At 52.7% G+C, this 12,155-nt stretch carries 13 protein-coding genes and 1 riboswitch; of the genes, 7 read left to right on the top strand and 6 right to left on the bottom strand.

Annotated features, from left to right (window positions below):
• Window positions 1-57 precede the first annotated feature (57 nt).
• The gene (locus B0G52_RS31940; RefSeq protein WP_094050489.1) at window positions 58-348 is read left to right on the top strand and encodes a 4a-hydroxytetrahydrobiopterin dehydratase; all 291 of its coding nucleotides are present in this window, start codon (window positions 58-60) and stop codon (window positions 346-348) included.
• 72 nt (window positions 349-420) lie between these two features.
• On the opposite strand, the gene B0G52_RS31935 is transcribed toward B0G52_RS31940, so the two are convergent.
• Both B0G52_RS31935 and B0G52_RS31930 read right to left on the bottom strand, forming a co-directional pair.
• A complete protein-coding gene (locus tag B0G52_RS31935) occupies window positions 421-624 on the bottom strand; it encodes a DUF378 domain-containing protein (RefSeq protein ID WP_094050488.1) in 204 nt (67 codons plus the stop codon).
• A 112-nt stretch (window positions 625-736) separates the two neighbouring features.
• Window positions 737-1,234 (bottom strand): GNAT family N-acetyltransferase, encoded by a 498-nt coding sequence (locus B0G52_RS31930; protein WP_094050487.1) that lies wholly within the window; start codon window positions 1,232-1,234, stop codon window positions 737-739.
• Window positions 1,235-1,387: 153 nt separating this feature from the next.
• On the opposite strand from B0G52_RS31930, the gene B0G52_RS31925 reads away from it, so the two are divergent.
• Window positions 1,388-2,551 carry an MFS transporter gene (locus B0G52_RS31925; RefSeq protein ID WP_233163269.1) on the top strand — a complete coding sequence of 388 codons (1,164 nt, stop codon included), beginning with the start codon at window positions 1,388-1,390 and terminating at the stop codon, window positions 2,549-2,551.
• Window positions 2,552-2,606: 55 nt separating this feature from the next.
• Here B0G52_RS31925 and B0G52_RS31920 read toward each other — a convergent pair whose 3' ends face one another.
• The 3 genes from B0G52_RS31920 to phnX are packed head-to-tail and all read right to left on the bottom strand — an operon-like array spanning window position 2,607 to window position 5,362.
• On the bottom strand, window positions 2,607-3,392 hold the full coding sequence (locus B0G52_RS31920; protein ID WP_094050485.1) for a DeoR/GlpR family DNA-binding transcription regulator: 786 nt from the start codon (window positions 3,390-3,392) through the stop codon (window positions 2,607-2,609).
• A 22-nt stretch (window positions 3,393-3,414) separates the two neighbouring features.
• Window positions 3,415-4,536, bottom strand: coding sequence for a 2-aminoethylphosphonate--pyruvate transaminase (gene phnW / locus B0G52_RS31915; protein WP_094050484.1), 1,122 nt, complete (start codon window positions 4,534-4,536; stop codon window positions 3,415-3,417).
• Between the two features lies 1 nt (window position 4,537).
• The gene (gene phnX / locus B0G52_RS31910; RefSeq protein WP_198960769.1) at window positions 4,538-5,362 is read right to left on the bottom strand and encodes a phosphonoacetaldehyde hydrolase; all 825 of its coding nucleotides are present in this window, start codon (window positions 5,360-5,362) and stop codon (window positions 4,538-4,540) included.
• A gap of 339 nt (window positions 5,363-5,701) precedes the next feature.
• On the opposite strand from phnX, the gene B0G52_RS31905 reads away from it, so the two are divergent.
• Complete coding sequence (locus tag B0G52_RS31905) at window positions 5,702-6,550, top strand: sulfurtransferase (RefSeq protein ID WP_094050483.1); 849 nt, start codon at window positions 5,702-5,704, stop codon at window positions 6,548-6,550.
• A gap of 683 nt (window positions 6,551-7,233) precedes the next feature.
• On the opposite strand, the gene B0G52_RS35440 is transcribed toward B0G52_RS31905, so the two are convergent.
• Window positions 7,234-7,677 carry a hypothetical protein gene (locus tag B0G52_RS35440; RefSeq protein WP_143762680.1) on the bottom strand — a complete coding sequence of 148 codons (444 nt, stop codon included), beginning with the start codon at window positions 7,675-7,677 and terminating at the stop codon, window positions 7,234-7,236.
• 147 nt (window positions 7,678-7,824) lie between these two features.
• A riboswitch (ZMP/ZTP riboswitch) is annotated at window positions 7,825-7,904 on the top strand.
• A gap of 65 nt (window positions 7,905-7,969) precedes the next feature.
• Between B0G52_RS35440 and B0G52_RS31895 the strand changes: the two genes are divergently transcribed.
• The 4 genes from B0G52_RS31895 to B0G52_RS31880 all read left to right on the top strand — a co-directional run bounded on the left by B0G52_RS31895 (window position 7,970) and on the right by B0G52_RS31880 (window position 12,152).
• Window positions 7,970-8,563 (top strand): DJ-1/PfpI family protein, encoded by a 594-nt coding sequence (locus B0G52_RS31895; RefSeq protein ID WP_369827180.1) that lies wholly within the window; start codon window positions 7,970-7,972, stop codon window positions 8,561-8,563.
• A 159-nt stretch (window positions 8,564-8,722) separates the two neighbouring features.
• Window positions 8,723-9,559, top strand: coding sequence for a GNAT family N-acetyltransferase (locus tag B0G52_RS31890; RefSeq protein WP_255407525.1), 837 nt, complete (start codon window positions 8,723-8,725; stop codon window positions 9,557-9,559).
• Window positions 9,560-10,213: 654 nt separating this feature from the next.
• Window positions 10,214-11,083 (top strand): phosphotransferase family protein, encoded by an 870-nt coding sequence (locus B0G52_RS31885; protein ID WP_158223971.1) that lies wholly within the window; start codon window positions 10,214-10,216, stop codon window positions 11,081-11,083.
• Between the two features lie 349 nt (window positions 11,084-11,432).
• A complete protein-coding gene (locus B0G52_RS31880) occupies window positions 11,433-12,152 on the top strand; it encodes an SDR family NAD(P)-dependent oxidoreductase (protein ID WP_094050479.1) in 720 nt (239 codons plus the stop codon).
• Window positions 12,153-12,155 lie beyond the last annotated feature (3 nt).

The raw sequence follows: 12,155 nt of genomic DNA, 5'->3' as shown, positions 1-12,155 counted from the left end.
CGACCCGCGGGAAGGGCGAAAGGGAAGGGAGAGAAAGCAGAACGAAGGAGGCCGAGCATGGGGAAACGACCGTTGTTGACGGAAAAAGAGCTGGAGGAAGCGCTGCTTCAGCTGGAAGGGTGGAAGGTCGAGGAGGATGGCAAATGGCTCGTCCGAAAAAGGGTATTTCCATCCTTCATGGAGGCGATCGCGTTCGTGGGCAAGGTCGCGGCTATCGCGGAGGAGCACAATCATCACCCGTTGATCGGCATCGACTACAAGCGGGTGACGCTGCGGCTGACGACGTGGCATTCCGGGGGACTGACCTCTCTGGACGTGGAATCGGCGCTGGCTTACGACCGGTTGTAAAAAAATGAGGCCGCGGAGTCTTCCCGGCGGCATGACGCCGGGAGATTCCGCAGCCAGGTTCCGTTCTTCTCTCTAGTCGTCCTTGGCGACCTTCGGAAGAAGGGCGATCGTGTACAGCGCCGCGATTCCGACGATGATATACACGATCTTCGAGCCGACCTCGTCCGCACCGCCGAAGAGTTCACTTACGACGTCGTACTCGAACAAGCCGACCGACAGCCAGTTCAACCCTCCCAGGATGACAAGGATCAGGCTAATGACGTTTAGCGCCTTCATTCAGTTACAGCCTCCTTAATAGGGGTTTAACGCCCTTTTCTGGTGAAACTGCCTGACAGGAGCAAACTCATTCTTGGTTGTTCTCTATAGTTCTATGAAGGGGGCTTGGCGGTTATGCCATTCCCCGCCATACCATGCAGTACACGCTGACGATTCCGTGCGTGGCTCTGCGGTCGTATTGATCCGTGACGACGAACCCCGCCTTCTCGTAGGTCCGGATTGCGCGGCGGTTCCATTTCTCCACTTCCAGGTCGATTTCCGCATCGGGCCGCCTGCGAGCCGCTTCCTGCACGACCAGCCGGGTCAGATGAACTCCCCAGCCCCGGTCGCAGCAATCGGGGCGCAAGCCCATGCCGATCCGAACCGTTCGCTCCATCGGGAACAGCTGCACGTATCCGATCAACCGCTCGTCATCGGGGGCTCTTACGGACAAGTATTGGCGGGAGCGGATATGAGGATCCCCGAATTCCCGTTCGTGCTTGACCATGTCGTCCCAAGGCGGCCACCTGAACAGGTGGTAGGGCTCGGGGTAGCGCCAGCGGCATACCTCCCGTCCATCCTGTTCGGTCATCGGCTCCAGCGTTAGCGGGGGTGGTGCGAGATGGCTCATCATTTCTCTCCTTCCGGCTTGTCGCGGGCTTCCTGGACCCGTTCCACGTTCTATTATAGATGAGGGCGAACGTGGTATGATAGGGGAATTGGACTTAGATAAAGGAGATAGCGAATCGTGGGCAGACTGGTCTTCTTGGGATGTATCGCATACTTGGTAGTAGGGATCGGGCAACTGGTCGTCGGCACCGTCATGGAGCCGATGGTCGCGGCATACGGGATCAAGTACGGGGATGGCGGACAACTGGTCATGAATCAGTTCCTGGGCGGTATGATCGGTATTACGCTTGCTCCGTGGCTGATGGGGCGGATCGGCAAGAAGCCGCTGCTGCTCGGCGCGCTTGGAATTATGGCCGTCGCGGAGATCATCTATGCGTTTCAACCGTCGTGGAGCGTGATGCTGACGGCGGCGCCGTTCGCCGGATTCGGGTTCGGGACGACGGAGGCGGTCGTCGGCTCTTTCATAATAGGCTCCGCCATGGGCAACGCGAACGTAGCGATGAGCAGAGTCGAAATTTTCTTCGGCGTGGGCGCGCTGCTGATGCCGTTCGCCGGCGCCGCGCTTATTTCCGGCGGAAACTGGGAAGCGGCGTTCGCGCTTGTCGGCGGGCTGGCTCTCATCACGTTGGCGGCTTGGTTGTTCTTCTGGCCGACCATTCTGGACCGTCCCGTCGAGAGCGCGGCGCATTCCGGGGCAGGGCTGCGGGGCATGCCGAACCGGGGAAGGTCGTTGGTCGTGCTGGCGGCTTGCTCCGTGTTCTTCGCCGTCTATGTCGGGCTGGAGATGAGCTTCGTGCATTATCTCCCGTCGCTTCTGGTGAACCAGAACGGCCTGTCCGAGTCGTCGGCATCCCTGTCGCTCAGCTTGTTCTGGGGAGCGATGGCGGTCGGAAGAGTGGTGTCGGGACAAGCGGCCGACCGCTGGGGCGGCGGCGTATATATGCTCGTAACTTGTCTGGCGGCGGCACTGATCTTCTTGTTGATGGGCGGCTTCAGCGGCACCTGGGCGACTTTCGCGCTGACGTGCCTCGCGGGATTGGCGATGTCGGGGATGTTCGCGATCGCGCTCGTCTTCGCCAACCGGGCCGTGCCGGGGATGACCGAGCGCACGACGAGCCTGCTGATGGCGTTCGGCGGAATCGGCGGGGCGCTGATGCCTCGCTTGACCGGCTGGTTCCTGGACGACTACGGCATGGAGGCGACGCGTTGGCTGTTCGCGGGCTTTGCCGTTCTTATGCTGGCGGTCATCGTATGGGCGCTGCTGTCGGCTAAGGGGTTGGAGCGGGCCAGGGCCGGAGCTGGGATTGTCGCCGGGTAAAGCGGGATCAGGTCAAAGCAAGCGGCGCCGCCGGGACACCGGATCGGCGCTTGTTTTATTGCGCCCATATCCAGTCGACGCCCATCTCGTCCAGCGTCTGCCTCCAGCCCTTCGGAACGGATACGTCGCTGATCACGATATCTACGTCGCGCCAGCCGGCCATCAGGTACAGCTGGGTCAATCCGATTTTCGAGCTGTCCGTCATGACGATCGTCTGCTTGGCGTTCTCGATCACCCGGGAGACAAGCTGTCCCCGTTCCGCATCGAACGAGGTAATGCCTTTGTTCAGCACGATGCCGTCGATAGAAATGAAGGCTTTGTCCGCATGGAACAGCGATACGATCTTCTCCGCAATCGGGCCGGTCACCCGGGAATGCATCGCATTGACCTTGCCGCCGATCAGGTAGATGTCTCCGGAGAACAAATCTCTGTTCTTGTATTCGACCAACTGGTGCAAGGCCGGCAAAGACATCGTCAACACCGTCAAGTTCGACTTGTTCATCAGAAACTGGATCATCTGCAGAGGCGTCGTGCCGTCGTCGATGAAGACGACGTCGTTATCTTCGACGAGAGAAGCCGCCGCCCGGCCGATGCGCTGTTTCTCCTCGGCATGGAGCACCTCCCGTTTCAAGTAGGAAGGTTCCTCCGCGCTCAGATTGATTTTGACGGCTCCGCCGTAGACGCGTTTCAACCGGTTCTCTTCTTCGAGCTCTTCCAGATATCGGCGGATCGTCTCGGAAGACACGCCAAGCTTCTTGACCAATTCGAACGTTTTGACTTGGCCTTCCATATTCAGCTGATCCAGAATGATCGCTTTTCGTTCTTCTCCTATGAGTGACAATGGGGGAGTCTCCTTTCATACATTACTCGATTGCAGGTGCATAGCAGGAGCCGACTGCCGCGATCAGCCTGCGGATGTCTTCTTCGCGGACTTCTCCGATATTGCCGATGCGGAATGTATCGGCGTGTGAAATTTTGCCCGGGTAGATGACGAATCCCCGCGATTTCAGTTGCTTGTATAAATCTTCGAATTTAAAGGGCGGGTCCTCTGGGAAGTAGAAGGACGTAATGATCGGCGATTGCAGTTCGTCCGGAAGCAGCGTGCGGAAACCGAGCGCCCGCATGCCGGCAGTCAGCGTCGACTGGTTCCGCGCATATCTCTCGTAACGCGCCTTCGGGCCGCCTTCTTCTTGCAGCTCGCGAAGCGCTTCGTAGAAGGCACGCACGACGTGGGTTGGGGACGTGTACCTCCACTTTCCTCCGTTCGCCTCCATGTGGCGCCACTGATCGTACAGGTCGAGAGACAGCGATCTGGCCCGGCCTTCGCACTCTTGCAAGCGTTCCTTCCGGGCGATAATGAAGCCGAATCCCGGCACGCCCTGAATGCACTTGTTGGCGCTGCTGATCAGGAAGTCAATGCCGATGTCGGCGACGTCGAGAGGAATGCCGCCGAAGCTGCTCATGGCGTCTACGATGAAGATTTTGCCGTATTGTTTGGCAATGCGCCCGGCTTCTTCGATCGGATTCAAGATGCCTGTTGTCGTCTCGCAGTGAACGATAGCGACATGTGTAATGGCGGCATCGGCTTGAAGCGTCGCCTCCAGCCGCCGCAGATCGGGGAGAGCCACTTCGCCGCTGTCCAGGACGACTGTATCGATGCCGAGCACCCCTGCCATCTGAGCGATACGACTGCCGTAAGCGCCGTTGACTATGACGAGCAGCTTGTCTCCGGCGCCCAACGCGCTGCCGATGACGGACTCCACGCAGAACGTGCCGCTTCCTTGCATCAGCACGCTGGAGTACAGTTCGGTTTGCGTCGTAGCCATGGCGACCAGCCTCGAACGGATTTCCTGGACAAGATCGTTATAATCTCTATCCCATGTGCACCAGTCCTTCAACATGGCGGCTTTAACGCGTTTGCTTGTCGAAAGCGGTCCCGGCGTCAACAGCAAGTACGGATTGTCGTCCAGCAAGTCGATGTTCATCTTATTGCGCTCCTTCGTTCGCCGCTGCGTTTTTCTCGTTGATCTCTTCAATGACGGCCGGCAAGTCGGCAATCTGCTCGATGACGTAGTGCGCGCCCGCCCGGCGGAACCGTTCGGCAACTGCTTCCATTCGCTGGTCCAATTCGGTCTGGGGCATTGCGGCTACTTCGGCTTCCGACAAGCCGAGCTCGCTGCCGCCTTTAATGACGCCCACGCTCCACATTCCCGCGTTGCCCCCTTCGAGCACGTCGCTCGTCGTATCGCCGACTTTCACCATAGCGGCCATCGGATGGATGCCGAGCAGCTCCGCGTTGCGATAGCACATCCACGGATAGGGCCGCCCGGCCGCCACGTCGTTCGGAGTCACGAGCGTATCGGGCGCGTAGCCTTTGCGCTTGGCCTCTGCGGCGACCACTTCCATCATTGCCGCCGTATACCCCGTCGTCGATCCGATCTTCAATCCGTCCGCACGCAGCTTCGCGACGACCTCCAACGCGCCGGGCACGGGATCGGTATAAGCCGCCAAGCCCGCGAACAGCATCGGTTCGAACTCGGCGTACAGCTCGTCGACATCCGCCTCCGTCGGCGTCCGGCCGAAGCGATCTCTCCACAACGCTTCAATCCGCTCCATGCGCAGAAGGGCTTGAATATGATCCCGCTTAAGCATCCCCATGGGAATGCGCGCTTCTTCGGGCGTAATTTCGATTCCTTTGTCACGGAAGACGTTCACGAAGACGACCAGAGGCGCAAAGCACCCGTAATCGACCATCGTTCCGGCCCAATCGAAGATCACTGCTTGAATGTTTCCTTTGTATGGGGTTGTCATGTCTCCAACCTCTCTTCTCCTAAATGTGCGATCACAACTTAATTGTAGTTACTTTTGTTTGTTTTGGTTGTTTTTAATTGCATGTTTGTGTAAAAATTTATTTTCTTGCGGGGTAAAACCACAACATCATGGAGGAATTCCAACTCGCGTGGAACTAACGAAATCGTGGCTGGGCGTGGTATGATAAGAGGAACGAGCTTTTGCAGGCAGAAGGACGAGTGGTTTGGGCTTGAGGAGAACGTAGAGTTCGAAGAGAGTGCAAAGGGGGAAAGTAAAGTTCAAAGGATTTATTGAATATCGTAAAAATTCGATATTGCATATAAAAGGAGACAGTGAATCATGAAATCGATTGTTCCCGTAAAATGGGTGCTTGCGCGCATGTACGAATCCGACCTGGTCATCGTAGATTGCAGGTTTACGCTCGGCAAGCCGGATGCCGGCCGCCAGGCTTACGAAGAGGGGCATATTCCCGGCGCGGTGTATTTGGATCTGGAGCGGGACTTGTCCGCACCGGTCGAGCCGGACGGACACGGAGGCAGACACCCGCTGCCGGACGCGGCGACATTGGCGGCGCGGTTGGGGCAGGTCGGCATCAGCAATGAGACGAGAGTCGTCGCCTATGACGATCAAGGCGGGGCAATGGCTTCTCGACTGTGGTGGCTGCTGAAATACCTGGGGCACGAAGAAGCATACGTGATGGACGGCGGGTTCTCCGCCTGGAAGAACGCGGGCTGTCCGGTTACGGCCGAGCAGAGGGTGCTCATTCCTGCTCGGTTCACAGCGACCGTTCAGCATAATCTGCTGATCGAGGTCGACGAGGTTCGCGAATCGCTCGGCACGGGACGATTCGTGCTGGTGGATTCGCGAGAGGCGCCGCGCTACCGCGGCGAGGCGGAGCCGATCGATCGGGTGGCCGGGCATATCCCGGGCGCGAGGAACGTGTTCTGGGCCGAGGGCCGGAAGGCCGACGGCACATGGAAATCCGCGGAGGAGCAGCGCGAACGATTCGCGGAAGCGGGTTTGTCGCAGGACGACGAGATCGTCGTATACTGCGGCTCGGGTGTTACTGCGACTCCTAACGTGCTGGCGTTGGGGGAAGCGGGGTTCGCCAAGGTGAAGCTGTATGTGGGGAGCTGGAGCGATTGGATTTCGTACGATAGCAACGCCATCGCTACAGGAGAAGAGTAAGAACCGAGAGGCCGCGTCGGACGCGGGTTTTGGGGTTGTGACAGGTAGTGAGCAAGTGACCTGTCGCAGCCCTCTTCGGGCTTTTCTATCAACAGTTTGCAAACAAGAACACAACGAAAATAGTTGCAGGAACCCCGGAGCCAGCAACAGTCCGGCAGTCTTGTCAGGTTGCCCAACAGTCCAGCAGCAGCCGGAACCGAACGCAGGAACAGCAAGAGCAAGCTAGATTCAGCCACAGCATGGGTACTCGCTTGGCTTCTCTTGATTGCTCTCGGATTTTTATTCAGCCACAGCCCCGGCAAGGGTTAAGTCGGGGTTCACTTGGGGTTCATTTTGGGGTACAGTCGCTCAGCTCCCCTCGTAGCGGTTCTGCCGCTTGGGGTTCAGGAGGTTCAGTCGGGTCTGCACTACTCCGGGTTGCTGCGTTTGCATCTTCCTATTGCTTTGTTCCTCTTGGGGGTTAAATATCGACTGTACCCCCTGAACCCTTGTAAGCCAGAGTCGTCCGGAGCGGTTGAGAGTCACCTGAACCCCTGACTGTTCCCCGGCTGCACCCTACTGTACCCCTGACACGACTGGTGCAAGCTTGTAGGTCCGGAACGATTGTTGCTGCGTTGCTCAGAAGCTCGTCTAGCTTGGCCGCTGCCTGCTCTTCCAATCCGGGCAAAACGTGCAAGTATCGGTCAAGCGTAATCGTCACCGGCGAATGGCCTAGACTGACTTTCAAATAAGATTGTTTCTATTTCACTCAGTAAAGTTGTTGTTTTTCTTGAACTATCTCTTCTCATCTCCAAGACTAACTTTGCATATCTGCTCATATTATCCCCTGAGATATTCGGACCATGGGCATGAAAGTCAGCTAACAACTTAACTACTTTATCTCCACCATAAATCAGTACCCTCTGCTTGGCCTCTGTTAGTGCAACAAGACCTTCAAACTCCTTTTCTTTGTTTCCATCCTTCTGTGATTGACCGACGATGGCAGTTGCTTTTAGAAATTCAATATACGATTGGGCCCGGTTTTGTTGTTGATGCTTCCTCTTCTCCGAGGAAATCGAAAATCTGTACGCAAGGACAGCCGCAACGATAGCAACAAGAACTGGAATAGTACTCTTGAGAATTTCCATGTTTGCGTTGGCTAAGGATTTCAGACTTTATGCTGATTATAAAATCAATATATCCAAGCGGACAATGTATATGAAGAAATGAGTCGTCTACTTGTAACAGAATTATTCTTGATTTGTTTGAGTTTTCAGAATACAATATAGTTAATATCTGGTATGTGCAACTGGCGTAAACGTGGATAACCACGAGGGAGCACATATTCATAACGCCGTACGCCTGGGCAAAGTATTTGATCTTAGATCAGATGCTTTTTTTATTTTCTAAGAAAAGAAAGGACCGGTGGCGGCGATGAGAATGGCGTTTGTGTTGTTTGATGGCGTGACAAGTATGGATTTTGTTGGGTTTTATGAAGCGGTGACTTGGCTGGCGATCCTTAAAGCAAAGGAAGACGTATCATGGACGTTTTGTGCCAATAAGTCGGAAGTGACGGATGATCGGGGTCTGAAAATGAGAGTCGATGAGGTGCTGCCCGATTTAGGCCGATTTGATTTGGTGTTTCTCCCGGGTGGTCTGCCAATTAGAAAACTTCGATTCGACGAAGCTTTCATGAGTTGGGTTCGGACCGCAGAATCCGCGCGATTTAAGGTGTCGGTCTGCACAGGCGCCCTGCTTTGGGGAGCGGCTGGATTTCTAGAAGGTAAAAAAGCGACCACGAACTCATCGGCCTTTGATCTGCTGGCTTCCTATTGTGCAGAAGTTGTAGATGCTCGTGTAGTGCGGGACGGCAATGTCATCACTGGCGGTGGCGTGACTGCTTCTATCGATTTAGGTCTTTATATAGTCGAGTGGCTGACCAATACGAACATTGCCCTTCAGGTGCAGAAGAAGCTCGAATATCCCTATTATCAGGCAGGCAATTTGGGCGATGTCTACTACGGGACCGTTTGATGACAAAGGAGTGACAAGGCAATGGAGATTCGTCCGCTTCAAGCCCATGATCAGGCAAGTGTGTTGGGAATTATGGAGGAACATTCGTTTCAATTCCCATCGTTTATTCGCGAACAATACCCGATGCGCTGGAAAACGTAACTAGAGGCAAGGGATGATATCAGAAGCGGTTTTTACGTTGTGGTCGAAGATAATGGATCCATGATAGGACATGCCGGATACATACTGCAGGAAGCATCAAATCAATACGAGATTGTCGGCGTAGCCACGAAAAAGAGTAGGCTTAGGGAAGGTATCGGCAGTAAGCTGATTTCAGTCATCTGTAAAAAAATATCTCTATTTGGATATAAGAATGTTGTCCTATATACACTTGACCATGAACGGAATCAAGCAGCAGTTGCTTTTTATGAACGCCTGGGATTCACAAAGATAAATCTTGAAATTGATTATTATACTAAAGGATTCCACCGGCTTTCATTGCTGAAATCTCTTGATCTAGAAGCGTTAAAGCACAAGATCAGAAACATCAGGGAAGGCGAAATCGGGCTTGTCTCTTCTATCCTCGAAGAAGCCGCGCTGTGGCTCCAAAGTACAGGCCGTGAAATGTGGAACGAGCAGCAATATTCGATAGCAGGGTTACTGCAAGCCTATCCAGATACAGATATGGTCCTTTGTCTAATCGATGAAGAAGCAGTTGGAACGATGGTTCTTCAGGAAGAGGACAAGTTGTTATGGCCAAATCATCACGAGCCTTCCTTATATTTGCATAAACTGGCTGTTAAAAGACAATATGCAGGGACTGGACTGTCCGAAGCTATGGTCGGATGGGCAAAAAAGCAGGGGAGTCTACAAGGCAAACGGTACTTGCGGCTGGACTGCGCTGCCGACCGACCGAGATTATGTGCTTTTTATGAGAGGCAAGGTTTTGTAAAACTCAGAGAGGCGTTACTTCTAAATAGATACCCGACCGCATTTTATGAATTGACCATTGAATAACAAAATAACACTCCAACGGTTGTTCTGAGCATGATCAAAAATTATCTTTTCAATAACGATAGTTCAAAGGGATGGGATTGCAAACAACCATCAACAGGCTGCAAACAATAGTGTTTCGACTTGTTCCAGCCCATCCATCCTTTCGGGTGCTACCTTGCTTCACTTGGCCTTTTGTTGGCATTCCGTTCGGCTTGCCCCAGCCACAGGGGTATACCTCTCCTTGGCACAAACCATACTGTTTCGCCTACCGCGTCGTCTACGGGCCTCTTGCTCCCTAATTGCTCCCAGACGTAGCCAAGGGAGGTCGTTGCACATTGGCGCTGGCATATCCTCCGATGCATTCCTGCCGCGCTGATCGGAATCCCTACTTTTTGGCGTTGGAACTATTCAAGAATAGGGGTTCGTGGGGAAGTAAGAAGCTGGAGCGATTGGATTTCGTACGGGGAAAACCCCATCGCTACAGGAGAAGAGTAAGAACCGAGAGGCCGCGTCGGACGCGGGTTTAGGGCTGCGACAGGTTCGGAGCAAGTGACCTGTTGCGGCCCTCTTTTGGCTTTTCTGTCAACAGCTTGCAAACACCCCGAGCGAACAAGGTACAGGTCAATGTTTCCTGGTTTGTCGCTGTTTGGAATACCATTCATATGGAGGCTATTTATGCTGAAGAACTATGCTCAAAAAATTCTGGAAGTATCCCCAAACCTACGAATCGATTCGGTCATTCTCAATGAAAACGGTCAAAACAACACGGTCATTGAGGTCAATAATGAACTCATATTCCGTTTCCCCAAATATCAACAAGGCATTAAAGAGTTACATGAAGAAACGCGGTTATTAAAGTACATATACAAGTACATTACTCTTGATATACCAAATCCTATTTATGAGAGCCTCGAATCGCAGACCGTGGGAGAGATATTTGTAGGCTATCGTAAGATACCGGGAAAAACTTTCGACATGCAAGCTTTTCACTCTATGGGCCATGAAGATTTAGATGTGATAGCCAACCAGCTGGCACAATTTTTATTTGAATTGCATAGTATTCCTTTACAAGAAGAGTTCGTCGATCACCACTATCAAAAAAATCAATATAAGTATTGGGAGGACATGTACATACGTATTCAAGAGAAACTGTTTCGTTATATGAGCAATGAGAGTCAAGTGCTCATAAGGAAGCATTTCGAAGATTTTTTGAATGATACAATGAACTTTCAATATAAACCAGCATTTGTGCATGGTGACTTCGGTGTGGGAAATATATTGATCGATTATCACCTTCCGAAAGTTGCAGGCGTAATTGATTTTGGCGGATCGCATGTAGGTGATCCTGCTGTGGATGCTGCCGCCATAATAAGCGGATACGGAGAAGATTTTTTGAAACAGATGTACAAATTCTACCCTGGTCTTCAAAGTGCTGAATCGCGAATGAGGTTTTACAGGGGCACATTTGCGCTTCAAGAAGCTTTATTTGGTATTGAGAACAATGATGAAGAAGCGTTTAAGAACGGCATATTTAATTATCAATGATCACCCATGTCCAGGAGACATTCCTGCACCGCATTAGCATATCCTCCGATGCATTCCCGCCGCGCTGATCGGAACCCCCACCTTTTCGGCTTGGAACTATTCGAGCATAGGGGTTCGTGGGGGGATAAGAAGCTGGAGCGATTGGATTTCGTACGAGGAAAATCCGGTGGCGACGGGGGACGGAGAAGTATAGCAGTATAAAGATCGTGAATACATTAATCTGGCAGGGGCGTAAATGTGACGACCAAGCCGGTGAAGCCTCACTCGCAAACACAAAACAATTTCTTCCATGGAAGTCATTGGGGTATGATGATGAATAGTGAGCCGATGGAAAGGAAGGAGAATGTAGATGAAAACCTATATTGTGTTTGGGGCGAGTAAGGGGTTAGGCGATGCATTTGTCAGGGGAGTACCTCAGCAAGGAGATACAGTCTGGGTAGTTGCACGTAGCAGACCAAAAAGTCTGGATTTAGAGGACGGCATTCACCGGGAGTGGATACCGGCAGATTTGTCGGATCTCCATTCAGCCACACTTGTAAAGGACAAGCTGCAGAACGAAACAGTGGATGTTCTTATTTACAATGTGGGAGTTTGGGAAAAAGAAGGGTTTGAGGAGCACTATACCTTCGATAACGATGAACCTGCCGACATCAGTAATCTTATTCAAGTGAATATTACTTCCGCAATTGTATGTATTCAAGCATTGCTGCCTCATCTGCGCAAATCCGATGCGGGGAAAATCATTCTTATCGGTTCGACAGCCGGGCTGAATAATGCGAACAGCAGTCAAGTTTCTTTTGTTGCCTCAAAGTTCGCTATTCGGGGAATTTCAGAAGCTCTTAGAGAGCACACAAGAGAAGATGGTATTGCTGTGACATGTATCAATCCTGGAGAATTGGCTGCTGAAATTCCATATGAAGAAGGGGCTGACCGTGCCCTTTCTGTCTACAATGGAACACGAATTCCGCTTCAGGATATCGTATCCTTAGTGAGATGTATTGTTAGCTTGTCTAGAGCAGCCTGTGTAAAAGAAATCAATATCCCAGCGTTAATGGATGCAAACACCTAATTT

The sequence above is a fragment of the Cohnella sp. SGD-V74 genome (genome assembly GCF_003001675.1).
Classification (GTDB): Bacteria; Bacillota; Bacilli; order Paenibacillales; family Paenibacillaceae; genus Cohnella.
Note: the sequence above shows the minus strand (reverse complement) of the source record. Positions and strands in the feature narration are given on the sequence as shown.